The organism is Lysobacter changpingensis, from assembly GCF_017308985.1.
Lineage (GTDB): Bacteria > Pseudomonadota > Gammaproteobacteria > Xanthomonadales > Xanthomonadaceae > Lysobacter_J > Lysobacter_J changpingensis.
On sequence record NZ_JADWPE010000007.1, the window covers coordinates 284,737 to 309,395 of the forward strand.

Annotated in this window: 19 protein-coding genes; 10 read left to right on the forward strand and 9 right to left on the reverse strand. The window is 66.8% G+C overall.

Features of this window, described 5'->3' with window-relative positions; translation table 11 throughout:
• Positions 1-208 precede the first annotated feature (208 nt).
• On the reverse strand, positions 209-823 hold the full coding sequence (gene yihA / locus I4U41_RS17120; RefSeq protein WP_206862373.1) for a ribosome biogenesis GTP-binding protein YihA/YsxC: 615 nt from the start codon (positions 821-823) through the stop codon (positions 209-211).
• Positions 824-1,029: 206 nt separating this feature from the next.
• Between yihA and I4U41_RS17125 the strand changes: the two genes are divergently transcribed.
• From I4U41_RS17125 to I4U41_RS17145, 5 genes are all read left to right on the forward strand, one after another.
• A complete protein-coding gene (locus I4U41_RS17125; protein ID WP_206862374.1) occupies positions 1,030-1,878 on the forward strand; it encodes a c-type cytochrome in 849 nt (282 codons plus the stop codon).
• 119 nt (positions 1,879-1,997) lie between these two features.
• On the forward strand, positions 1,998-2,648 hold the full coding sequence (locus I4U41_RS17130; protein WP_206862375.1) for a thiol:disulfide interchange protein DsbA/DsbL: 651 nt from the start codon (positions 1,998-2,000) through the stop codon (positions 2,646-2,648).
• Positions 2,649-2,751: 103 nt separating this feature from the next.
• Entirely contained in the window at positions 2,752-3,567 is an 816-nt protein-coding gene (locus I4U41_RS17135; protein WP_206862376.1) for a thiol:disulfide interchange protein DsbA/DsbL, read from the forward strand.
• A gap of 15 nt (positions 3,568-3,582) precedes the next feature.
• Positions 3,583-4,338 (forward strand): endonuclease/exonuclease/phosphatase family protein, encoded by a 756-nt coding sequence (locus I4U41_RS17140; protein WP_206862377.1) that lies wholly within the window; start codon positions 3,583-3,585, stop codon positions 4,336-4,338.
• A 33-nt stretch (positions 4,339-4,371) separates the two neighbouring features.
• Positions 4,372-4,728, forward strand: a complete 357-nt coding sequence (locus I4U41_RS17145) for a hypothetical protein (RefSeq protein WP_206862378.1) — start codon at positions 4,372-4,374, stop codon at positions 4,726-4,728.
• Here the strand turns inward: I4U41_RS17145 and I4U41_RS17150 are convergent.
• Together I4U41_RS17150 and I4U41_RS17155 are read right to left on the reverse strand one after the other, a co-directional pair.
• The gene (locus tag I4U41_RS17150; RefSeq protein ID WP_206862379.1) at positions 4,706-7,606 is read right to left on the reverse strand and encodes a TonB-dependent receptor plug domain-containing protein; all 2,901 of its coding nucleotides are present in this window, start codon (positions 7,604-7,606) and stop codon (positions 4,706-4,708) included. The two genes, I4U41_RS17145 and I4U41_RS17150, sit on opposite strands and share 23 nt — an antisense overlap.
• Before the next feature lie 830 nt (positions 7,607-8,436).
• Positions 8,437-8,883, reverse strand: coding sequence for a winged helix-turn-helix transcriptional regulator (locus I4U41_RS17155; RefSeq protein ID WP_206862380.1), 447 nt, complete (start codon positions 8,881-8,883; stop codon positions 8,437-8,439).
• Positions 8,884-9,072: 189 nt separating this feature from the next.
• Between I4U41_RS17155 and I4U41_RS17160 the strand changes: the two genes are divergently transcribed.
• A complete protein-coding gene (locus tag I4U41_RS17160) occupies positions 9,073-10,245 on the forward strand; it encodes an MFS transporter (RefSeq protein WP_242525311.1) in 1,173 nt (390 codons plus the stop codon).
• A gap of 287 nt (positions 10,246-10,532) precedes the next feature.
• On the opposite strand, the gene I4U41_RS17165 is transcribed toward I4U41_RS17160, so the two are convergent.
• Together I4U41_RS17165 and I4U41_RS17170 are read right to left on the reverse strand one after the other, a co-directional pair.
• Complete coding sequence (locus I4U41_RS17165) at positions 10,533-11,279, reverse strand: hypothetical protein (RefSeq protein WP_206862381.1); 747 nt, start codon at positions 11,277-11,279, stop codon at positions 10,533-10,535.
• A 142-nt stretch (positions 11,280-11,421) separates the two neighbouring features.
• Positions 11,422-12,945 (reverse strand): DUF1254 domain-containing protein, encoded by a 1,524-nt coding sequence (locus tag I4U41_RS17170; protein WP_206862382.1) that lies wholly within the window; start codon positions 12,943-12,945, stop codon positions 11,422-11,424.
• Between the two features lie 515 nt (positions 12,946-13,460).
• Here I4U41_RS17170 and I4U41_RS17175 point away from each other — a divergent pair.
• A complete protein-coding gene (locus tag I4U41_RS17175) occupies positions 13,461-14,120 on the forward strand; it encodes a hypothetical protein (protein WP_206862383.1) in 660 nt (219 codons plus the stop codon).
• 117 nt (positions 14,121-14,237) lie between these two features.
• The gene (locus tag I4U41_RS17180; RefSeq protein ID WP_206862384.1) at positions 14,238-14,561 is read left to right on the forward strand and encodes a hypothetical protein; all 324 of its coding nucleotides are present in this window, start codon (positions 14,238-14,240) and stop codon (positions 14,559-14,561) included.
• A 336-nt stretch (positions 14,562-14,897) separates the two neighbouring features.
• Here I4U41_RS17180 and I4U41_RS17185 read toward each other — a convergent pair whose 3' ends face one another.
• The 3 genes from I4U41_RS17185 to I4U41_RS17195 all read right to left on the reverse strand — a co-directional run bounded on the left by I4U41_RS17185 (position 14,898) and on the right by I4U41_RS17195 (position 16,901).
• Positions 14,898-15,368: a FimD/PapC N-terminal domain-containing protein gene (locus tag I4U41_RS17185; RefSeq protein ID WP_206862385.1), complete on the reverse strand. Its 471-nt coding sequence runs from the start codon at positions 15,366-15,368 to the stop codon at positions 14,898-14,900.
• 158 nt (positions 15,369-15,526) lie between these two features.
• Positions 15,527-16,252, reverse strand: coding sequence for a fimbrial biogenesis chaperone (locus I4U41_RS17190; protein WP_242525312.1), 726 nt, complete (start codon positions 16,250-16,252; stop codon positions 15,527-15,529).
• A gap of 79 nt (positions 16,253-16,331) precedes the next feature.
• The gene (locus tag I4U41_RS17195; RefSeq protein WP_206862386.1) at positions 16,332-16,901 is read right to left on the reverse strand and encodes a fimbrial protein; all 570 of its coding nucleotides are present in this window, start codon (positions 16,899-16,901) and stop codon (positions 16,332-16,334) included.
• Positions 16,902-17,410: 509 nt separating this feature from the next.
• Here I4U41_RS17195 and I4U41_RS17200 point away from each other — a divergent pair.
• Positions 17,411-21,652 carry an ATP-binding protein gene (locus tag I4U41_RS17200; protein WP_206862387.1) on the forward strand — a complete coding sequence of 1,414 codons (4,242 nt, stop codon included), beginning with the start codon at positions 17,411-17,413 and terminating at the stop codon, positions 21,650-21,652.
• An 8-nt stretch (positions 21,653-21,660) separates the two neighbouring features.
• Here I4U41_RS17200 and I4U41_RS17205 read toward each other — a convergent pair whose 3' ends face one another.
• Positions 21,661-22,461 carry a sulfite exporter TauE/SafE family protein gene (locus tag I4U41_RS17205; protein ID WP_242525313.1) on the reverse strand — a complete coding sequence of 267 codons (801 nt, stop codon included), beginning with the start codon at positions 22,459-22,461 and terminating at the stop codon, positions 21,661-21,663.
• 146 nt (positions 22,462-22,607) lie between these two features.
• Here I4U41_RS17205 and I4U41_RS17210 point away from each other — a divergent pair, with 146 nt between their 5' ends.
• The gene (locus I4U41_RS17210) at positions 22,608-24,653 is read left to right on the forward strand and encodes a lytic transglycosylase domain-containing protein (protein ID WP_206862388.1); all 2,046 of its coding nucleotides are present in this window, start codon (positions 22,608-22,610) and stop codon (positions 24,651-24,653) included.
• Positions 24,654-24,659 lie beyond the last annotated feature (6 nt).

Below are 24,659 nucleotides of genomic sequence, written 5' to 3' on the forward strand. Positions count from 1 at the left end.
CGAAGCGCACCCGGGGCGCGATCGCTCCTCCAACCCGGGTGCGCTTCGCTTACCCGGGCTACAAGAGCTTTTTGCCGTTGCTGTTCTCGAACAGCCCATCGCGCCCCCAAGGGAGCCGCCCAGGATGTGCGTCAGTGAGCGCTGGGCAAATGGGGCCCAGCCTCCGCTGGAATGACGCTGAGGTGTATCACCGCCGGAAACGCAACCGCTACAACCCCAGCCACCCCGCCACGACCGCCCGCGCCTCGTCCACGCCCTGCTTCGACTCGCCCGAGAACGCCTGCACGCTGACCGTGTTGCCGAACGCGCTGAACAGTTCCTTCTTCACCGCCAGAAGCGCCTGCGACTGCTGCCCGCGACCGAGCTTGTCCGCCTTGGTCAGCAGCGCATGCGCCGGAAGGCCGCGCTCGACCGCGTAGCCGAGCATCTGGCGGTCGTATTCCTTGAGCGGATGGCGGATGTCCATCACCACCACCAGGCCCTTCAGCGCCTCGCGCGTGCGGAAGTACTGGTCGATGAAGGCCTGCCAGTGCGCCTGCAGGTCCTGCGGGACCTTCGCGTAGCCGTAGCCGGGCAGGTCGACGAGGTAACGCGGCGGGTCCATCTCGGGCGGCGTCATGTCGAAGAACACCAGTTGCTGCGTGCGCCCGGGCGTCTTGGATACCCGGGCGAGCGCGTTCTGCTGGCACAGCGCGTTGAGCGCGCTGGACTTGCCCGCGTTGGAGCGGCCGGCGAAGGCGACCTCGAAGCCGCCATCGGGCGGGAGCTGCTTGTGCGTGTGCGCCGACAGCAGGTAGCGGGCGCGGACGAAGGGATTGGCCATCGCACAAGGATCGCACGGGCGACGCGCGAAGCCGCCGCAAGCCCGCGCCAACGACGCGAAATCGGGCCGCGGTCCCGCCAAACCGCGGACTGCGGCCGGTTTCGGCACGGCGTGCGCGTTGACCGCCCCCGGAGCGCCGACGATAATTCCGCGGTTCCGGCGTCCGCCCGGCGGTTCGCCTCATCTGTGTTTCGGAGCCCAGCTACATGAGCCAAGCCCGCGTCCTCGGCATCGTCGGCATCGTCGCACTCGCGGCCGCCGCCGTCGCCTATGCCCAGACCACCGTCACCCCGGTTCCGAACAACGCGCCGGTCGAGCAGGCACCGCTGAACACCGCGCCGGAAAAGACCGTGTGGGGCGATGCGAAGGCCGGCGCGACCAAGGCCGGCACCTGCGCCGCGTGCCATGGCCTGGACGGCAACCCGACCGATCCGCAGTACCCGCGCCTGGCCGGCCAGAGCGAGCGCTACATCGCGCACCAGATCGCGCTGTTCAAGACCGGCGAGCGCAACACCGGCATGGCCGCGGTGATGAAGCCCTTCGCCGACGCGCTGTCGGCCCAGGACGCGCGCGACGTCGGCGCGTACTTCGCCACGCAGAAGGCCGGCGCCGGCGTCGCCGACGACACCGCCGTGGCCACCGGCCCGAACGCCGGCAAGAAGTACTTCGAGATCGGCCAGCAGCTGTTCCGCTCGGGCGACGCGGCGCGCGGCATCCCGGCGTGCATGGCGTGCCACGGCCCGGACGGCGCCGGCAACCCCGGTCCGGCCTACCCGCACATCGCCGGCCAGCAGGCGCCGTACACACAGCGCCGCCTGGAGGAATACCGCGCCGGCACGACCGTGCAGCGCGACGCGCACCTGTTCAACATCATGGCCGCCGTCGCCAAGCAGCTGACCGACGAGGAAATCGGTTCGCTGTCGAGCTACCTGCAGGGCCTGCACCCGAGCCGCGACGACGTGGCCGTCGCCACCGCACCGGCCGCGCCGGCAGCCGCGCCGGCTCCGGCTCCGGCACCCACGGAGCAGCCGGCCGAGCCGGCGACCGGTTCCTGAGCCGGTGAACTTCCGCCGGTGACCGTGGTCCCAGGCGGTACTCCAGAGTTGTCTGTTGCGCCGGCCGTGGCTACACGGTCGGCGCTTTCGTTTCCGGCCCCACCTTTTCGAGAACGCCGATGACCCGCCGACCGCTGCTCCGCTCGCTCGTCCTGCTCGCCCTGCTCCCGCTCGCCGCGCTCGCGGCCACGCCGCAGGCCGCCCTGGTCGAAGGCACCGATTACGAAGTGATCGAAGGCGGCACGCCGTTCGCGCCGGTGAAGGGCAAGGTCGAGGTAGTCGAGGTGTTCGGCTACACCTGCATCCACTGCGCGCAATTCCAGCCGAAGGTCTCGGCCTGGGCCCGGAAGAACGCCTCGACGGTGAACTTCATTCCGATGGCGGCGCCGTTCGGCGGCTCCTGGCAGCCGTACGCGCAGGCCTACTACGCCGCGCAGGTGCTGGGCGTGGCCGGGACGACCCATGAGGCGATGTTCCAGGCCCTGCACACCGACGGCACGCTGCCGCTGCGCAACGCCACGCCGGGCGAGATCGCGCCGTTCTACGCGCGCTACGGCGTGGATCCCGCGAAGTTCCAGGCCGCCTACGACGGCGTCGACGTCGCCCAGCGGGTCGAGAAGGCCGGGCAGTTCATCCGCCGCAGCGGCGTGGAAGGCACGCCGACGCTGGTGGTCAACGGGCGTTATCGCGTCATCGGCCATGACTTCGACGACGTGCTGCGCATCGCCGACCAGCTCGTCGCGCGTGAACACGAGGGCAAGACGCGCTGAGCCGTGTGTCGCCGGCCGCGCGTGGCCGGTATTCTTGCCTGTGCCCTGCCGGCCCGACATCGCGCCGGCCCATGCTTTCCCGACCTTTGCGGAGATTGTCTGCATGAATTCGCGTCTGCCCCATCTCGCCGTGGTCCTGACCGGACTGCTGGCCCTGTCCGCCTGCTCCAAGCAGGCCCCGGCCCCGGCCGAGACCGCCGCCCCGGCCGCGCCCACCGCGCCGGCTGCCGAAACCGCGCCGGCTCCGGCGCCCGCCGCTCCGGCCGAAACCGCCGCGGCTCCGGCCGCCACGCCCGCACCCGCCGCCGCGGCCACGCCGCCGCAGGGCCCGGCGCCCGTGGCCGGCACCGATTACGTCGAAGTCGCCGGGGGCCAGCCGTACGAACCCACCGGCGGCAAGATCGAGGTCGTCGAGGTGTTCGGCTACACCTGCCCGCACTGCGCCCACTTCGAGCCGCTGGTCGAGTCGTGGAAGGCCAAGCAGCCGGCCGACGTGAAGTTCATCGCCCTCGCCGCGCCGTTCGGCGGCTACTGGGAGCCGTACGCGAAGGCGTTCTACACCGCGCAGACCATGGGCGTGCTCGACAAGACGCACCAAGCGGTGTTCAACGCAATCCACGTCGACCGCACGCTGCCGGTGCAGCCGCTGCCGACCAACGAGCAGATCGGCGCCTTCTACGGCAAGTACGGCGTCGACGCGAAGCAGTTCGCCAGCACGATGTCGAGCTTCGCCATCGACGCGAAGATGAAGCGCGCCGGCCAGTTCATCGCGCGCAGCGGCGTGGATTCGACGCCGACGATGGTGATCAACGGCAAGTACCGCATCACCGGCAAGGGCTTCGAGGACACGCTGCGCATCGCCGACCACCTGGTCGCGCAGGAGCGCGCGAAGGCCGGCGGCGCGACCGCAGCGCAGTAAGCGCACCACGATCGAATGGATACCCGCCGGCTGCGCCTGCTCAGCGCGAACATCCAGGCGGGGTCCAGCACGCGCGGCTACCACGATTACGTCGCGCGCAGCTGGTCCCACGTCCTGCCGGCGGGCAAGCGCAACAGCCTGGACGCGATCGCGCAGCTGGCCGGCGAGCACGACATCGTCGGCCTCAACGAAAGCGATCCGGGCAGCCTGCGGTCGGGTTTCACCAACCAGACGCATTACCTCGCCCAGCGCGCCGGCTTCGATTACTGGAGCCACCAGCCGAACCGGCGCGTCGGCGGCGTGGCCTCCAGCGCGAATGGCCTGCTGAGCCGGCTGGAACCGAAGGAAGTCATCGACCACGCCCTGCCCGGCCGCATCGCCGGGCGCGGCGTGCTGCTCGCCCGCTACGGCGAGGGCGACAAGGGATTGCTGGTCGCGGTGGCGCATCTCTCGCTCGGCGCCAACTCGCGCGCCGCGCAGCTGGGCTTCATCGCCGAACTGCTGCACGACCATCCCAACGCGGTGCTGATGGGCGATTTCAATTGCTCCATCGATCGCCCGGAAATGCGCGCGTTGTTCCGCAACACGCGACTGCAACTGCCGGAGGGCGAAGTCTTCACCTTCCCGAGCTGGCGCCCGCAGCGCGCGATCGACCACATCCTGGTGGGCGATGGGCTGAAGACGTCGAATGCGCGCGCGCGTCCCGCGGCAGCGTCGGACCACCTGGCGTTGTCGATCGACCTGCATGTGCCGGATGCGGCGCTGCGGTGATCTTCGCGGGCAGCGTATGACCTGAGGCGGCCGATGACGAAAGCATTGGCCGTTTTTGTTTTTGCTGGAAACCACCTCACCCGTCATTCCAGCGAAAGCTGGAACCCATTTGCTGTTGCCTGGTTCTTGCAGCTGGGTAAGCGAAGCGCACCCGGGTTCACCGCGCGAAAAGCCCCGGGTGCGCTTCGTTTACCCGGGCTGCAAAAGCAGCATCGCCTTCCCAACAAGCTCGTCATCGCGGCGAAGGCCGGGATGACGGGCAAGAGCAACAGCAAACCGAAACGGCCGATGGCGAACCACCGGCCGTTCCGTTTCCACACCTCGATGACCGGCCGACCGCGAACCCGCGATCAGCCGATCAGTCCCGTCAGAAGCGATAGTCCGCGCTGACGTACCAGAACGCGCCCGGCAGGTCGTACGTGCCCGCGTCGTAACCGTTGAGCGAGCAGGTCAGGCACACCGGCGGCTCCTTGCCGAAGACGTTGTTCACGCCGACGGTGAACTTGAGGTTCTCCACGCCCGCGTTGCTCCAGTTGAACTGCAGGTCGTGGTACGTCGTCGAGCCCAGCGTGTTGAACTCCGCGCCGCCCATGCAGCCCGGCGCCTCGTCCACCGGCACGTTCGAGCACAGCTCGTCCACCGACGAGATGTAGCGGATCGTCCAGCCCACGTTGAAGTCCTGCAGCGTCCAGTTCGTCTGCAGGTTGGTCTGCCATTCCGGGATCGCGCTGTCGTTGACCTCGATGCCGACCTCGCGCTGCGAGCGGTTGCCGTCCACGTCCACGGCCTCGTAGTCGTTGACGTACGTCGACTGCAGCGACGCGCTCAGGCGGCCCCAGCCCCATTCCGGACCGACCCAGTTGACCTTGAAGTCGACGCCGTCGGTCTTGATGCGGCCCAGGTTGTCGAGGAAGTTCTCCGGCGGGTTGAGGTTGCCGCCGGCACCGCGCGAGAACGGCGTGCAGTTGATCGAGCCGACGCCGCCTTCGCGCAGGCAGGTTTCCAGCAGCGCCTGGATGTCGCGTGCCTGGATCGCATCATCGATTTCGTGGTTGTAGTAACCCACTTCGAAGTCCAGGCGATCCGACCACGACTGGCCCGATGCCCAGCCCGGTGCGTACACCACGCCGAACGTGTAGCTGTCGGATTCCTCCGGCTGCAGGTTCGGGTTGCCACCGGTGAAGGTGGTGATCTGCGTGTTGGCCTGCTCGAAGTTCGGCGGCGCGCCCTGCGCCGCGCAGCCCGCCGCGAACGACGGATCGGCCGGACCGGGGCTGCCGGTGGAACCGCAGGGATCGACCAGCGTCGCGCCGAACTGCGTGAGGCCATACAGCTCGCCGAGGTTCGGCGCGCGGAAGCCCTGCGAGTAGGTGCCGCGGATCACCAGGTCCTCGATCGGCTGCCAGCGGAAACCGGCCTTGCCGGTCGTGGTGCCGCCGAAGGTCGAGTAATCCGAGTAACGCACGGCCGCGCTCAGGTCCAGGGTCGAGAGCACCGGGAAGCTGAATTCCGCGTAGATCTCGTCCACGTCGTACGACGCGGACACCGGTGCGGCGAAGGAGTCCTGAGACTCGCCGCTCTGGCGCAGCGGATCGGGGTTGAAGTCGCCGCGATAACGACGATGTTCGACGCCCGCCGCGAAGCCCGCGGTGCGATCGCCGATGTCGAACATGTCGCCGGTGATGTTCGCCGAGTACAGGTCGAGCTTCTGCTGCGAGGAGTCGATCTGGCGCGTGCGGATGTAATCGATCATCTCCTGCGTCATCGGACGGCCCTGGCCGCCGAAGATGTCCAGCGGCACGCAGCCGGCCACCTGTGCGCAGATCGCCGGATCGCCCAGCGCGAGCTTGAGTTTGGCGACGTTGTAGCCGTTGAGGAATTCCTGCGTGGCCTTGTTGTCGGCGTAGGCGTAGTTGAAATCCCAGCCGAAACTGCGGTTGCCGACGGTGAACGTGCCGTCCAGGCCGGTGTTGAAGTACACCGTGTCCACGTCCTGGTTGAAGATGCGCGGGCCGACTTCGACCGGACGACGCGTGGCGACCAGGAAGTTCGAGTTCGCATCCAGCGTGTAGCCGAACGGGTTGAACGGGTTGTCGGCGTGGATGCTGATGGTGTCGGCGATGCCGCCGGTGCCGGCGCCCGGACCGACGAAGATCGGCTCCGGCGCCGCCTGGTTGGTCGAGGTGCGGTTGTTGTACAGGCCCTTGACGTGCAGACGGGTGTTGTCGGTGATGTCGTAGTAGACGCTGGCGAAGATCGACTTGCGCTTCTGCGGCGTCAGCAGCAAGTTGTACGGCGCGAAGTTGAAGCGGTCGCTTCCGTCGAACGAGTTGAACGTGCCGCCGTTCGGGTTGTCCGGATCGAACACCGGCGTCGTGGTGCCCTCGTTGAGGGTGATGTCGTACCAGTTCTCGGTGTCGGCATCGCAACCGCCCACGCCCGTTTCGGGACGCGTCGGGTCGCAGAAGAAGAAGCGGCCCTGCGGAATGCCCGAGCTGCCGCCGCGCACGCCGGTGCCGGGCGTCGGGAAGGCCGACTGCTCCCACGAACCGGAGCTGATTTCCTGCTGTTCGAAATAGCTGGCGGTGAACACCGCCGACCAGCGATCGCCGCTGCCGCCGAGCGTGAGGCTGGCTTCGGTCGTTTCGCCGCCGTCTTCGTATTCGCCGTAGTAGGCATGCACTTCGGCGCCGTCGAAATTGCGGCGGGTGATGATGTTGATCACGCCGGCGATGGCGTCGGAACCGTAGATCGCCGACGCACCGTCTTCCAGCACTTCGACGCGTTCGACGATGGCCAGCGGGATGGTGTTGAGGTCGGCGCTGCCGCTCACGCCGGAAGCGGAGGACTCGTTGACCCAGCGGACGCCATCGACCAGCACGAGCGTGCGCTGCGAGCCCAGGTTGCGCAGATCGACCTGCGCGGAACCGGCGCCGATGCCGCCGCCATCGGGCGGATAGCCGAAGTTGCCGGAGGAATTGAACTTGGCGTTGAGCGCCTTGCCGCTGGAGGTCATCTGCTGGAGCAGGTCGCCCACGGTCTGGAGGCCGGTCTGGTCGATCTTCGCCCTGTCCAGCACGAACACCGGCTGGGCGGTGACCGCATTGGTCTGCTTGATGCGCGAACCCGTCACCGTGACGGTGTCGAGCGTGGTGGCCGAACCCTGCGGGGCCGGCGTGGTCTCCTGCGCGGCCGCGAGGCCCGGCAGGGACAACAACAAGGACAACTGGATCGCCCGGGTGAGCGATTGACGACGCATGGCTTTCATTACTCTCTCCCTCGAATGAATGAACAGCAGCAACGGCCGCCTCCCCTGCCCGGGCGGCACCCCCAAGGTTGTAAACAATTCGTGAATCAGCCACAAGCGGCAAAGTGTTGGCCAACGTTCGGCACAGTGGGCAGATCATCAAAGTAGGTGTCCGCCCATCGCATGACAGATCGCGCGTACGCGCGGATCGCGCGCCGCTTCAGGAAGGCTTTGGCCAGGTCACTAACCGCGGCGATGGCGCTGGGGTGCGCGTACCTTGCGGTGCGTGCGGCCGGCCCGCGCGTGGAAGGAATCGATCGCATGTTCGCGCTCCTGGCCGGCTGTGTCGGAACGACTCTGCTCGTCAGCGTGGCCGGCCTCGTCGCAGCGCGGCTACAGCGAGCCGGCCGCGGACCGGTCGTACGATCAAGGTGATGCTAAGTTTCAGCTTTCGCCCCGCGCCCGCCGGAACACATGGAAGCAGATCGGAAGCCTGAAGACGACTTGCCCGAAGCATTGCGTGCCCTTCACGCCGCGGTGTCGACACGTCTGGAGATTGCCCTGCCGATCCGGGTTTGCGAGTTTCATTTCCAAGGGGCTCCCTTCGCCGGGCACGGCCGACCGTTCGCGATCCCGCTTCAACGGCGTCCAGAGCGTCGTGGTTCCGGCCAACCACCCGTAGGGTCATCCAACAGCGTGCTGGAGGTTTAGTCGGTCAACTCCAACTGTTATGTCTTCGTCATGCAGTCGGGCGACGAGATCTCCGTGCTCTCGACGGACGGAGCCCGACCGGTCGGTTCGCGATGCATGATGTCCGCTTCTGGCCGAAAGCGGACGCATGCGGCTTCGCTCTACGTCACCTTCCGCACTTCGGTAAACGCAGGCATCAGCGTAGAGCCGTCCTTGGCCTGAGGTGTCATGCGTGGAATCGGCTTGCGCGTGCGCGTGTCGATCAGCACCGAATGGCGCTCGCCCCGTGCGAACAGATGCAACTCGCCCCATTGCCGCAGCGCGACCACGATGGGAAAGAGGCCTTCTCCCTTGGTCGACAGCACATACTCCTGATACGCCGTTCCATCAGAGGCATCACGCATCTCGAGGATGCCGGCATCCACCAGTTTGCGTAACCGGTCGGCGAGGATGTTCCGCGCCACGCCCAGGCTGCGCTGGAAATCGCCGAAACGGCGTACGCCATCAAAGGCGTCGCGCACGATGAGGAGCGACCACCGGTCACCGATCAGATCGACGGAGCGGGCAACAGGACAAGGCTCTTCATCCGTGGCCTTGCGGATTGTCATGGAGCCTCCGGGAAGTGCGGTCGCGTCGATTCGGTTGCATTTTAAAACCATGTGAGCCAGTATTCAAACGGTTGCGATTTGCAACTTGGTGAGAGGCTGGGAATCATGGGTGTCTCGCACAGCCCGCAGTCCCTGGATCGATGCGACGCGGTGGCCCGACCTTCGCAGGTGCCCCGTGGCCTTGCGTGGTTGTTCGCCATCGCCAGCGGCTCAAGTGTGGCGAACGTCTACTACGCGCAACCCTTGCTGGACACATTGGCGCGAGACTTCGGGATCACACAGGCGGCGGTTGGCGGAGTCGTTACCGCCACGCAGATCGGCTGCGCCGTCTCGTTGTTGTTCGTCGTTCCGCTGGGCGATCTGATGGGTCGCCGCCGTCTGATGACGGTGCAGGCGTTCGCGCTGGTCATCGCGCTGGCCACGGTCGGTCTGGTGCGGTCAACGCCTGCGTTACTGGCTGGCATGCTCGCCGTGGGGCTGCTGGGTACGGCGATGACGCAGGGTCTGATCGCCTATGCAGCCAGCGTGGCCGCGCCTCACGAACGAGGGCATGTCGTCGGCATGGCCCAAAGCGGTGTATTCATCGGTCTGCTGCTCGCGCGGGTATTCGCCGGCGGTGTCAGCGACATTGGCGGATGGCGCGGCGTTTACCTGTGCGCTGCCGCATTGATGCTGACCATTGCGCTGGCGCTCCTGCCGTGCTTGCCTGCGCTGGCCGCAACGCCAAGCGCGATGAGCTACCCGCGCCTGATCGCCTCCATGTTGACGCTGCTGCGTCGGGACCGTGCGTTGCAGGTGCGTGGCGTACTGGCCCTGCTGATGTTCGCGGCGCTTAATATCTTCTGGAGCGCACTTGTGCTTCCATTGAGCGCACAGCCCTTTGGCCTCTCACACACCGCCATCGGAGCGTTTGGCTTGGTTGGTGTGGTCGGCGCGCTGGCTGCCGCGCGGGCCGGACAATGGGCCGATCGCGGCCACGCCCAGCGCACCAGCGCGGCGGCACTCGTGACGTTGCTGCTAGCCTGGTGGCCGTTGTCGCTGATGCAATGGTCACTCGGCGCGCTGGTCGTCGGGATCGTGCTCCTTGACCTCGGGGCACAAGCGTTGCATGTCACCAGCCAAAGCATGATTCTCCGCGACCGCCCTGAAGCGCACAGCCGACTGCTTGGTCTCTACATGCTGTTCTACGCGATTGGTAGCGGACTGGGGGCGATCAGTGCAACGGCAAGTTACGCCAGCGCCGGCTGGCCGGGGGTGTGCCTGCTCGGGGCAAGCGTCAGCGTGTTGGCGCTGCTCTTCTGGTGGATGACCAGCAGGGCAGAGGCTGGCGCGGCGAGCCGGGAATTTGGTCAGCACTGCTAATGTCCGCTTCCGACCCAAAGCGGGCTTGGGAGGCAGTCGGGTCGCATCTCTCACTCGATCCCTGAACGGCTCGCGCCGTCGTTGACTAACGTCCGGTCCGGGCGAAGGGGTTTATGCGCTCAGGCAACCGTACTACTCGGCACTTGAGCGGCATTTGGTGGCACAGTTGCCGAGGAATTGTTGTCTACTCGCAAGGCGGAGTTGAAGCGAGCGAGGGATGCGCGCAGCGATACAACGTTGCGCTTATATCAACCGTTGCGCGATCTGATGCCTCGGCGCCGCGTCCTTCAGAAAGCGAACTCAAACCCGGCGAGCGGACCGCTCAAGGTGATATCGGTATTGTTGCTGCCGGCCTCGACTTCTATCGCTAGGTATCGGTAGCCGATGATCCACGCGCCTTGCTTCACGTGGTAGCGGACCACGGCACTGGCGCTGTGCGTCCCCTCCGTTTCGCCGAACGAGCCGTCGCCGCGCAACGTGAGCTGCCAGCGATCGGCCAACGTCCACGTGTATCGCGCTCCGAGCATGAAGTCGCTGTAGGACTTGTCGATGCTGCGCTCCGACGGGGAGAAGACCGGATTGACGGGGTCGAACCTGATCTTGAGGTCCACGTCGACGTAACGCAGGCCGCCGAACACATCCAGTCCGCGGAAGCGCTCCTGGCCCGGACTCCAGAAAGCGGCCAACTCGAACAGCTGCGAATCGAGATCAGACTGGGTCCTGATCCGCGGAAACTCCCTGTCGTCCGCCAGGCCAAGAAAGATGTAATCGGCGAACACACCGGAGTGATCGCCCCGTCCCTCGGCATGTATCAGGAACGCACCATCGATCTTGTCGATGATGTCGGAGAATGCCGAATCGGTTTCTGCGGGTGGCTGACCAGTGCGCAGATCCGTCGCGATGCTCGGAGCCCAGAGGTAGGGCGCGATCGTCCACTCCCACGCTTCCCTTTCCTGGGCGTGGGATGCAAGCGGTGCGCCCATCATGCACAGGGCCATGGCAGCAGTCGCGAACGATCGCAGATCGTTGCTCATCGTCGGGCCTCCCATTCGCGGACCCATGGTCCGACGTTGTCGATCATGGACATGGGAGCAAACCGTCGCTCCGATTTCGCGTGGTGCAGGACGGCCCATGCACCGGGCCGTCCGGTTGTTCCACACGCCGCCGCAGTGGAAGCTACGACGTCGGATTCGATGTCTTGACCACCGGCGGTGGCTGCCATGTGCCCTTGCCCGGCGGCAGGATCGATGGTGGCGTGTCCTTCGGCCAGTACGTGCGCAACATCAGGATGAACTTGCCCTGCGGCGCCGGCAGCCAGTTGTTTTCCTTGTCCTTGCCCGGCGACTTGTTCTGGAAGTACAAGGTCAGCGAGCCATCGTCGTTGAACTTCGGCTTGTTGCGCATGCTGATGGTGAACCGGTCCAGCGGGTTCGGATTGAACCACCAGCCTCCATCGTCGATGTACATCGTGATCGACCAGAAGCCGTTGACCGGAGGTGTCTGGTCTTTCGGGAACGTCAGCGTGTACGAATTCGCGCCGTTGAGCGTTTCGCCATTGCCATCGGTCAACGCGTAGGGATAGATCGCGTCCTCCGGGAGGTTGGCGGGCCATCCAAACGCGGCAATCAGGGCACGCTGGAGATAATCGGTTCCGTACGTCCCGGCCGCTGCAGGAATGAACCACCCGTTTTGCTTGGTTCCCGACGTCTCCCGCCGTGCAAAGATCTTCTGCTGCGCCGTCCTGGTGACATCCTTCAGCGCAGCCTGCGCCGAGGGCGACAGTTTGCCCATGTCGAACGGCTTGCCGGGCTCCAGCCCGATCTTCGCCATGCGGGCAACGATCGCGGCGTCCTCCGGTGCCGGTGGTGCGGTAGTGCCCATCAGACGCGCCATCATCCCGAAGTACGCGGACAGGTCCATCTCGTCGATGATCTTCTGCGGCTTGTCCGTCATCGAAAAGCCGGGGTTCGGATCAACCGGCGGTGCGGTGTAGGTATACGGCTTGCCGAACGCCGATAGCGGCACGAGCTTGTACTGGGCCTGCAACGCGTTGACGGCCTTGTAGTCCGCTTCGGTGCCGTCGGCATACGTTCGCCCGAGGATGACCAGGTGTTGCGTGGGCGACTTCACGTGTTCCATGCCGGCAGGAACCTGCCCGTTCCAGCCGGGCCCGCTGATCAGGATGTCGGCGGCCTTGCCACCCATCGTGCGGCTGCCTGGTGACGCGACGACGGGCATCCACAGGCTGTAGTGCGGAAACAGGAAGAAGCGTTTGCCCATGTCGGGATGACTGAAGACCATCGGCTCCTTGCGCAGGTCGACCCACGCGACGGAGTAAAGCGTGTCCGCGTTCGGTGCCGATACGCCCCGATAGTCGCCGGGTGGATAACGCGGAACATTCGCGAACTGGTTCGGCGGCGCGTGCAGGGCGTCGGCCTTGGCGACATTCGACATCTGCACCCGTGTGACTTCGGTGGTGATCAGCGAATAGCCGTAGATGTATGCGTCGGTCGCGATATCGACCACTTCCTTGTCGCTCAGTCCTCCCGCACCTTGGACAGGCGCGTCCTGCTTCTGCACCGTTTCGGTTTGTTCGGTTTGTTCGGTTTGCCGCCCACCGTCGCGGGAGCATGAAAGCGTCAAGAACGTCAGCGACATGCACAACGACATTGCGGCCAGCCTGGCCAGTCTCGTATTCACGGACCTTCTCCTTCAGCAGAGGAAATCGGGGGAATACACAGGACCGCCCGGGCGGCGGTCGGCATAGGAAGCTCCAGCAAGTGTTAGTGCAAGGTGATGGCGTTGGCATCAACTGAAATTGCATTCGAACTTTTCCGGCCCCCATCCTGGCGAAAATGACACTGCAGCCGCCGGCAGAAGCCACGGAAAGACACTCTATAGGCAGGTTCTTGCAGGGGAAGAGAAATGAGAAGCCGAATCGGCGCTGGCTAATGCCAGAGATGTCCCCTTCTGGCCGTTAGCGGATATGGCCGCGGAGCTGGCGGTCAGCGGCGGGCCCGCCGTCCCGCCGGCCGGTTGCGCCCATGAGAGGGTCGGGAGCATGGCCTGGTCTTGCGTTGGCACCTTGGCGCCCTGCCTCGGTGAAACGCAGAGCAGTGATCCAGTAATGGCGCCGGCGCACGCGATAAGAATCGCACCCATGGCGCGGCGCTGATGCGTCGCGCCTCCCAGTGATGTGACCAAGGGATGGATACATGACCGTCATTGAAGAAGACTTCGCTATAACCGCTCGGCTGGCCCGGGATGTTCGGATTCTCAAGTGCTATGCCGCTATCACGACTATCGCTTTGGCGGTGTTTGGCATTACTGCGGCCAAGTCCCCGGATGCGTCTGCAGAGATCACGGTAGAGCGAATCAACATTGTCGATCCCACGGGAGTCAAGCGCGTGGTGATCTCGAATGCCGAGCGCTTCCCGCTACCCAAGGTGGAGGGACGCGAGCTTCCGCGTGCCATGGCGCCCGCGGGCATCGCGCTTTACGATTCAAAAGGAAACGAAGTCGGCGGAATCGCGGCCAGCGATGCGAAGTTCGGCAAATCGAATGTGCTGGCGTTTGACTACCCAAACTACGATGCGATCGGCCTGATGACCCGTGTCAGCCCGGACGGCAGCGACGCACTGGCCGCCTTGGCAATCAACGCACGCCCACCGGCCAACTTGGACCCGATCGCGGCGGGTAAGGTGGCACACACACGGATCGCGATCCAGAACCAGAACGAGGACGCTCAAATTCTGATGGCGGATCCGCAGGGACGAGATCGCATTCGACTCATGGTCGATCGGAAGGGGCAGGCGCGCATTGAAGTTCTCGACGCCGACGGCAAGGTCACCTTCAGGGCGCCTCAAAGCAACTGAGGGAGCTGTTGTATCCGCACGCCGGCAGCGTGATGGCTGGCGGCCTTCAACTTGGCCAAACGTCCGCTTTTGGCCGAAGCGGACGTTTGAGCTGCCGCGCCGGCAGAGCTGGTGCTAATGTCCGCTTTCGACCCAAAGCGGACATTCGCGGGTCAAGTAGGGGCGACAATGCCGAAACTTCGAAGACACCGCATTGCCACTCTTAGCGTGGCGCTCGCGACCCTCGTCGCCATCGGGATCCCCATGCCGGTGGTCGTTCGTGAATACCATGCGTACGGCCGCGATCGCGCCGAGCAACCCAGCCCCAACCCTGCCAGCTCGTACGACCAGCGCGAGATTCTCCGCGTCATCCTGAGCGAGCAACGCGGCCTCCTCTTGCCTCCGGGCAACGACATGCCGGTGATGCTGCTTAGCAAGACTGCCCCTATCTGCGAAGGTTGACCACTCCGAAGAGCGTCAGCATCCAAAGAACCATCAAGAATCCATAGACCAAGCTGATACTCCGAAAGACCCACCTTGAGTAGGAGGACAGAGCATTGCCAGCGGTCCCAAAGCCAAGACGAACCATGCCCAAGATGCATCGGAGCCACCAGTCAATCTCCACAATTCCGGCACTGCGCAAGATCTCCGGCGACCTCGACCGCAGGTGGATCATTCCTTGTGCGCGAGAAGCGTGCTGACCAGAACGAGCATTCCGACGGTGCCAGCGAACAGTTGGTAGTCCCGGATCAGCTGGCCAAACGACATAGGGATCCCGATCAACGAGGTCAAACCCAGTTATATGCGCATGGCTGCTTTGGGTCGAAAGCGGACATTAGCAGCCCGGCCGCCGGACGTCCCGGCCGAACGTCCGCTATCGGCCAGAAGCGGACATCTCATCCCCGCCCACGTTGGTGCGGGCCGCATGGCGCGGTCGAAGCAGGCCTGGATGTCGTTGTTCGCCTCGCGGAACGTCACCGTCTCGCGCGAGATCAGCGCGTCGTTGACGTAGAGGTCGACCGACTGCTGGCCTGGCAGGATCGGATTGCCGCGCTCGAAGCGCGAGAGGTCGGCGCTGGCGCTGCCGCTGAGGAAGGCGGAGGTGAACTCGACGACCTGCGGCTCGGGCGAGGGATTGGGGGAAGGATCCGGACCCGGGGCGGCGAACGCCATCACCGGCACGGTGCCGAGGGCGGCGAGGACGGAGGTGGTCAGCGTGCGTCGATAGAGCGGCTGCGGGATTCGCGTAAGCGGAGTGTTGCGGGACATGGAAGGTACCGTTGACCGTGGTGGGCCCCGCGTTGCCGCAGCTCGCGCCGCGCATTCGTGAGGCATGACGTCCCCGTCCGCCTCGTGTGGAGGCGCCGGGATCGCGAATCGGAGTTGCCGCGTTGCCTGCGGCGTGGCTCAGGCGTCAGCGCGCCGAATCAGCGCGTGTACGTCGCTTCACCGTCGAGATAGGCGCCGTAGTCGTCGATGGCGCGGTACACAAGACGACCGGAATCGTTGCCGCCCTTGATCGGGAACCTCTCGCGTCCCATCGCCGGGCACAGGCCGCCCTTGCCGATGGTGGGATCGACCGGCGCATCCTTCAGGCGCACATCGGCGATGGACACGTTGTACGGCGTGCCGTTGGTGCACTCCATCGCCATGCCGTCCTTGCCGTGCACTAGGCGCCAGGTGACCTGGCCGATGGCGCTGGCGGCGTCGCCCGTCAGCCCGGTGGGGCGGTAGAAGATCTTGACGCGCGTGCGAACGGCGAACTGAAGGAAGCTGCGCGTGTCGGACGTCGGCTTCGGCGGAATTTCCAGCACGTTTAGCCAGTAGACGGATTCGCGATCCTGCGGGAGGTCGCCGCCGGTGAACATGATGCGCAGCGTCTGGCCCTTGCCCGGCTCCACGCGCGACAGCGGCGGCGTGAGGAGAAACGGCGCCTTGGCTGTTTCGGCCGTCGCGTTGGCATCGCCGTCGTCGATCCACGACTGCACGATGCGCGGCGAATCGCCCTTGTTGTTCATCGTGACGGTGACTTCGCGCTCGGCGGCGGGATAGATCACGCGCGTGCCGACCAGCGAGATGCCCGCGTGGGCCGACGAGAAGCATCCGATGGCGGTGAGCATCAGCGCCAGGGTTGTGCGATGGGGGAATGTCATGGGGAGGTCTCGCGGAGCAGGGCCGTACGGAGTGGAAGCGATGCCGGCACGCGCCGGCATCGCTGGTGGTGCGCTTGGATCAGTACGAAACGGTGTAGGTCACGAACGTGTTGACCGTACCGGCCGTGGCACCGCCGGCCTTGCTGTAGTACTGCGCCTGGTACTTCAGGACGCCCGGCGTACCCGAGGCCGGGGTAGCGGTCGGGTTGTTCGTGCCATTGACCAGGTTGATCACGCCGTGCGTGTTGCCGTTGAGCAGGCGCACGCCGACGTTGGTGGCGGTGGCCGTGCTGGAGTTGTCCAGGAAGCCGTCGGCGTTGATCAGCGAGCCCGGGGCGCCGACGTTTTCGAAGATCAGCTTCGTCACCGCGCCATTGCAGGTGTCGGAGGCACCGCCGCCGACGCTGATGTCGAACGGCTTGGTGGCGGCGAAGCTGTCGGCAGCCGACAGCGCCGAGGCCTGGACCGTATCCAGCGTCACGGTCAAGTCCGTGGCGGAGCCCGTGGCGTTGGTGCCCGGCGTCACCGCGCAGGTACCGGCCTTCAGCTGGCCGTTGATGGTGATCTTGCCGGTGGCGGCGAACGCGGACGGCATGGCGACGGCGGCAACGACGGCGACCAGGGCGGTGGAAAGCAGGGTCTTCTTCATAACGCAATTCCTGATGTGTACTTGGAGTGGTTGGAGCCGCAAGGCTTGGCCCTGTCGACGGCGCGCATGGTGCGCGCCGGCGTCAGCGCGCAACATCGGACAGTTCCGAAATCAATCAGATAAATCGCCAGACTCGACGAAAAGGGATGGCAAATCCGGGCAGGCGTGCGGGAAGGGTCGAGACGACGTGTCGCCGCTCCCTGTCAAGACCGCGGACACAGGCCTTGCGCGGCACGACGTTCACTGAAAGACGCAAGGCACGCGCCTTCACACGCCATTGACATTGCCGGCGCGAGTAAAGGGGAGATTCAGACCCGTCTGATGGCGGCACATGGGGGTGCCGCCTAGGCTGCGGTGAAAGCACGTTCTTTCACGACGAGACACGCATGAGCCTGGGCCACCACATGCATCGCCACGGACTCACCTTGCGGTGTCTGCTCTGCCTCATGCTCGTTGTTTGCGGCGTTGCGAACGTGCAGGCCGCGCGGCCCTCGCAACGTGCGTCGCGTGTGCCCGAACCCGCCATTTCGCTGACGCCTTCGGAAGAAGCCTGGCGACGCGAGCATCCCGTCGTGGAGGTCGGGGTGTTCGCCGGCGATTTCATCCCCTTCGAAGCGTGGCGCGGTGGCCGCCCGGAAGGCCTCGGCGTCGACTACATGCGCGCGCTGGCGGCGCGCGCCGGCATGCGGCTGGAGTTCCATCCGTTCACCGACTGGGAAGGCATCGCCATCGGGCAGTCGAAACAGGCACCGCCTTACGACGTGCTGCTCGCACAGCCGGTGATCGGCCAGCGCATGGAACGCTTCCACATGCTGCGGCCGTTCGTGTCGTCGCAGCAGATCATGCTGGTCGCGCGGAAGGGCGACCTGCAGATCCGCAGCCCGCGCGACCTCGATTCGGCGCGCGTCACCATCGAACGTCGATTCCTGCTCTCGGCAAAGGCGTTCGCCGAACGCCATCCGCGCGCGACGCTCGTCTACGCCGACGACGGCCACGAGGCGCTGGACATGCTCGCGCGCGGACAGGCCGATGCGTATCTCGGCGTCACGCTGCCACGCACGACGGCACTGGTGCGGCAGCGACGCGCGGACGACGTGTCGATCCTCGGCCCGCTGGATTTGCCCACGTTCGAGCTCGCGCCCGCGGTGCGACGCGACCGCAGCGAACTGGCCAGCATCCTGCGCAAGGCCGAGGCGAGGATTCCCGATCGCGAGATCCAGCAGATGCGCGTGCGCTGGGGCGCGGGCGACGTGCCTTCGCTGGCGACGTCGCATGCGGTGGGCCTGAGCCGGTCGGAGCGCGAATGGATCGCCTCGCTTCCCGTGCTGCGCATGGGCTACGAAGTCGATCGCTTCCCCTACAGCTTCCTTGCGCGCGAAGGCGGTTTCGACGGCATCGCGGCGAACTACCTGGAGCTTGTCCAGCGCAAGCTCGGCCTGCGCGTCCAGCTGGTGCCCGCGCCGGACTGGAACAGCCTGCAACGCATGGCGCTGGCGAACGAGGTCGACCTGGTCGCGGCAGGCAGCAGCGGCGACATCGACGGCGACGCGATGGTGTTCAGCCGCTCGTACGAGAGCTTCCCGCAGGTCATCGTCGCGCGACTGCACGGGCCCGCGATCGCCAGCGCGTCGGATCTGGGCGGCCTCACCGTCGCCGTGCGCGACGAGCCGGGCGTGGTCGCGTCGCTGCGCGCGTTGCTGCCGCTGTCGAGGCTGCGAACCGTCGGCGGCAACGAAGCGGGACTCGCGCTCGTCGCCAGTGGCCGCGCCGATGCCTACATCGGCACGCTGCCGGCCATCGACGCCCTGATCCGCAACCGCTACGCCGGCGAACTGCACGTCGTCGGCCCGGCCGGCTTCGATACCGAACTCGCGTTCGGCGTGTCGCGCCAGTACGAGGCGTTGATTCCGCTGGTCGACCGCGTGCTCGACAACATGCCGGAAGCCGAACGCCAGGCGATCCGCGCGCGCTGGCTCACCACCGATTACGTCTACGGCGTGCCATGGCGCTGGGTGCTGCTGGGCACTGCGGCGGTGATGCTGGCGCTGGGCGCGATCGGCCTGGCGTATGAGCGCCTGCGCCGGGCATCGCAACTGCAGGCGCGCGCCGAGAACGCGCTGGCCACGCAGCTGCTGTTCCAGCAGACGCTGCTGGAGAACATTCCCTACGCCGTATTCGTGAAGGACAGCGAAGGCCGCTACATCACCGTGAACCGCGCGTACGAGGCGATGTTCGGCGTCAGGCGCGAGCAGCTGGTCGGGCGCACGGCGCGGGAGAGCGCGCACGTGAGCGGGATCGCCGATGACGTCCTCACCGGCGAGGACATGCAGGTGCTCGCCACCGGCACGGGCACCCGTCGCGAACTCACCGTGCCCGCGCGGAACGGCGACGGCGTGCATCACCTCATCGTATGGCGCCATCCGCTCGCCACACCCGAGGACGGCGCGGTCAGGCTGATCGGCACGATCGTCGAAGTCACCGAGATCCGCGAAGCCGAAGCGCGGGCGCGCGCATCGGAGCAGCGCCTGCACGACATCACCCAGGCGATGCCCGGCACGGTCTTCCAGTTCCGCGTGGGGGCCGATGGCACGCGCGGCTTCACGTACGTCGCCGGCGATGCGGCCGGCATCATGGGTTTGTCCGCCGAGGAAATCGTCGACGACGAGCGATCCACGTTCCACCGCCTGCATCCGGACGACCAGCCCAGGGTGCTGGAAGCGGCCGACACGGCCGCGCGGACGCTCAAGCCGATCGCGCCGTTCGACGTGCGTTTCCGCATCGGCGATGACTGGCGCTGGCTGCGCACGGAAGGCGGCCCGCCGCGCCGCCTGCCCGATGGTTCGGTCGAATGGAGCGGCTACTGGGTCGACACCACCACGATGCACGAGCAGGCGCAGGCGCTGAGCGAAGCCAAGGCGCAGGCCGAGTCCGCCGTGGCCGCCAAGAGCATCTTCCTGGCCGCGATGAGCCATGAAATCCGCACGCCCATGACCGGCGTGCTGGGCCTGATGGAACTGCTCACGCACACGCGCCTGGATCACGAACAGGCGAACATGGCGACGATGGCGCGCGATTCGGCGCGCGCGTTGCTGCAGATCCTCGACGACATCCTCGACTATTCGCGCATCGAATCGGGCCGGCTGGCCATCAGCGATGCCGACTTCGACCTGCGCGAACTCGTGGACGGCGTCGCCGGCCTGTTCGGCGTACGCGCCACCGAAGGCGACGTCCGGATGTACTCGATCGTCGACTGGCGCCTGGCCACGCGATTCCATGGCGATGCGATGCGCATCCGGCAGATCATCGCCAACCTGCTCAGCAACGCGCTCAAGTTCACCTCGCACGGCCACGTGGCACTGCACGTGCGCCTGATCAGCGAAACCGCGCGTGGGCAGCAGTTGCGCATCGAAGTGGCCGACACCGGCATCGGCATCGCCCCGGAGCACCTCGCGCGCCTGTTCCAGCCCTTCACGCAGGCGGAGGAATCCACCACCCGGCGCTACGGCGGCACGGGGCTGGGATTGTCGATCAGCCGTCGCCTCGCCGAGATGATGGGCGGCAGCCTGCAGCTGGAAAGCGAGCCCGGGCGCGGCACGCGTGCGGTACTCGAGCTTTCGCTGGGCGTCGTGCAGCCGTTGCAGGGGCGACCGGAGTTCGAAGGGCGCTCGGCCGTGGTGTGCGTCGCCGACGAGTTGCGTTCGCAGGAAATCTGCAATGGCCTGAGCTCGTTCGGCTTCAGCCTGATCGAAGCCGAATCGTCCGATCTGGTGGAGTTCGACGCCGGCGACATGGACCTCCTGCTCGTCGATGCGAACGTGGTCGTCCCCGGCACGCTGTCGGGCCGCCCGCTGGTGCGCGTGGTGCGCGAGGGCGAGCCGCGTCCTCCGCTGGACGGTGAGGTCCGGCTTCCCGGCGACCCGCAGACCACGCGTGCGCTGGCGCGCGCCTGCCACGAAGCGCTCGGCCTGGTCGTGGGCGATGCGAACGCACCGGCCTCGGTCCGCGCCAGCGCGCCGCGCGAGGCGCGCATCCTCGTCGCCGAAGACCATCCGATCAATCGCGCCGTCATCGGGCGCCAGCTCGAAAGCCTCGGCTACGCCTTCGCGATGGCCGCCAACGGCGAAGAAGCGCTAGCGGAACTGCAGCGCGCGCACTACGACCTGCTGCTGACCGACTGCCACATGCCGGTGCTCGACGGTTACGCACTCACCCGCGCCGTGCGTGCTTCGGAAACGGGCGGCGCGCATTTGCCGATCATCGGTCTGTCCGCCAGCGTGCTGCCCGAGCAGATCCAGCGTTGCCGGGATTCGGGCATGGACGATTTTCTCGGCAAACCCATCCAGCTGGATGCGCTGGCGGCGAAGCTGTCGTCGTTCCTGCTGTCGCCCGCGATGGCGCGCGCAACGTTCGTCGCCAGCGAACCGCAAGGGCTGGATCGCCTGCGGGCGATGTACGACGACGACGCGGACTACCGGCGCGTGCTCGGCGACCTGCTCGCCATCAGTCGCACGGAACTTGCGGAACTGGACGAGGCGATCGGCGAAGGCGACCCCGCGCGGCAACGCGAGCTTCTGCATCGCATCGAAGGCGCGCTGGTGCTGGTTGGCGCACACACCGCGCCGCAGGACGACGAACCCCGCGACGTGGCGCTTCGTCGCGCCGCCATCATCGCGACGCTGGACAGCATCGAGTCGGCGTTGCGCCAGGGAAAGGCGCCATCGGCCCGGGGCATCGGCGACGCGGTCGGTTGATGCGGCCGTCAGGCGCCCAGCAGCAGGCTGGTACCCACCAGCACCAGGAACCCCGCGAACACGCGCTTGAGCGTGTCGCCGCGCAGGTAATGCGCCAGCCGCGTTCCGTAGGGCGCCGCGAACACCGAGGCGGCGGCAACGCCGATCGCCGCGGGCAGGTAGACGTAACCGACCGCGTGCTGCGGCAGCGCGCCGGCCGGCGCATGCAACGCATAGCCGACGGCGCTCGCAAGGCCAATCGCCACCCCGCACGCGGATGACGTGCCAACGGCGCGCACCGGCACCACGCCGCGCCACACCAGCAGCGGCACCGTCATGCTGCCGCCGCCGATGCCCACCACCGCGGACATCGCGCCGATACCCACGCCGGCCGCGGTCATCGGCACGCCGCGCGGCGCGGGCACCTGCGCATCGCCGACAGCGCGCGTGCCGCCGAAGATCAGCTGCGCCGCGGCGAGGAAGCAGTAACCCGCGACGATCCAGCGCAGCACGCCGTCGTCGATGCGCACGGCCAGAGCGCTGCCGAACCAGCCGCCGACCAGCAGCCCCGGCACCATCCACGCCACCGTCGGCCACGACACGCTGCCGCGCCTGGCGTGCGCGCGCGCCGATGCCGCGGCGGTCAGCACGATGCTCGCAAGCGAACTGGCCAGTGCGGCGTGCATCGCGGCCTCTTTCGGAATGCCCATGCCGGGCAACAACCACGCCAGCGCCGCCACCAGCACCAGGCCACCGCCCACGCCGAGCAGGCCCGCGAGAACACCGGCGATCGCACCAAGACCCAGGAACACGAACAGTGCAAGCAACATGGAAGCTCCAGATCGAAAGCAAGTGCAATGACGAAACGCGCGACGACGACGATCCATCGCACGGCCCATCGCAACCGGAACCGTGCCTGACCGCGACCGGCATCATGGAGACGGCCGCTTCACGATGCTGGGCTATAGTCCCGGCAATGGTCCCCCGCCCATTCATCATCGTACTCGCTGCGTGCAGCGTTGCCGTTGCGGCGTCTGCCTGCGCGCAGACGCCCGCCGCCGCGCCGCGCGTCTCCATTCCCGCGTTGCCCAGGCCGCTCGCCGACTCCAGGCTGCCGCGCGCGCGCGACGCGCTCGAGGCCGCGGAAACCGGCCGCTTCGATGCGACGCAGTTCTCCGACCTCGCGCAGCATCCGCTGTACCCGTGGATCGAGTACGCCTCGCTTCGGCGCGACATCGACAACCTGTCGCCCGGCATCGCGCAGGGCTTCCTCTCGCGCAATCGCGGGCAGGCTGCGGCGGAGGCGTTCCGCGAAAGCTGGATCGCCGCTTCGGCGCGGCGCCAGGACTGGTCCTCGGTGCTGGCCGCGTGGAGTCCGTCTATCAAGAGCACGACCCTGCGTTGCCATGAGCTCAATGCGCGCCAGGCCGTCGGCCGCGCGGATGCGCAATGGACCCGTGACATGCAGGCGATCTGGCGCACCGGCGACTCGCTGCCCGATGCCTGCGACGATCCGATCGCCGCGCTCTCCGCGCAGGGCGGGCTGACACCGGAACTGCGGTGGGAGCGCATCGAACTGGCCGCCGCGAAATGGCAGCCGGGCGTGATGCGCGCAGCCGCGAGTGGGCTGCCGCCCGACCAGGCCGCGCTGGCGAACGACTACGCGGCGTTCCTCGAAAGCCCGCACGAACGCGCGCTCGCCTGGCCGAAGACCGAACGCAGCCGCGAGATCGCATCGCAGGGCCTGGCGAAGTACGGCAAGTCGTCCCCGGCCGGCGCCGAGGCGATCCTTCCGCGCCATGCCGATGCGCTGGACTTGAGCGAAGCGCAACGTGGCCGCGTCCTGTACCAGATCGCGCTGTGGACGGTGGCGTCCTACGAACCCGAATCGGCGCGGCGCCTCAACGCGGTGCCCGCCTCCGCGTACGACGAACGCCTGCACGAATGGCGCGTGCGCGAGGCGATGTCGCGATCCGACTGGCCGGCCGCGCTGGCGGCGATCCAGAAGATGGGTGCGAAGCAGCGGAACGATTCGCGCTGGACCTACTTCGAAGCGCGCCTGAGCGAACTGGCCGGACGCAAGCCCGATGCCGAGCGCCTGTTCCGCGAGGCCGCAAGGAAGCCCGAGTTCCACGGCTTCCTTGCGGCCGATCGTCTCGACCAGCCGTATGCGCTGTGCCCGTGGTTGCCGGAAAGCAGCACCGCGGCGCAGCAGGCCGTCGCGCGCGATCCGGCGATGGTTCGCGCGATGGGGCTGTTCCAGATCGACCGTACCGGCTGGGCGACGCGCGAATGGGACGATGCGCTCTCGCGATTCAACGACGAGCAGCGCCGCATCGCGGTGGAGGTGGCGCAGGGCAACGGCTGGTTCGATCGCGCGGTGTTCTCGCTCGGAAAGAATCCCGAGGAACAGCGCCTGTACGGCCTGCGCTTCCCGCTGCACCACGAGGCGACGATCCGGCGCGAGGCGTTGAAGAACAACCTCGATCCGGCGTGGGTGGCGGCGGAAATCCGCGCCGAAAGCATCTTCTACCCGCGTGCGCGTTCGTCGGCGAACGCGATGGGGCTGATGCAGGTCCTGCCCGGCACCGGTGCCGGTGTCGCGAGCCGCATCGGCATGCCGTGGGGCGGCGCGGACAGCCTCTTCGATCCGGACACCAACATCGTCCTGGGCACCGCGTACCTGCGCCAGCTGATGGACAAATACGGCGGCCAGCCCTACCAGGTGATCGCCGGCTACAACGCCGGCCCGGCGCCGCTGGGACGCTGGCAGTCGCAGCGGCCGGGCATGGATCCGGACTTCTGGATCGAGACCATCAGCTACAAGGAAACGCGCGAATACGTCGCCCGCGTGCTGGCCTTCAGCGTGCTGTACGACTGGCGCCTCAACGGCGACGCGCTGCGTCTGAGCGACAGGCTGCGCGGGCGCACCGACGGCCCGCGCAAGCGTTTCGAATGCCCCACCCCGGCCACCGCGCCGGTGCCACCGGCGACACAATCCCGTTCCAGATCACAGCATTGAACGCCG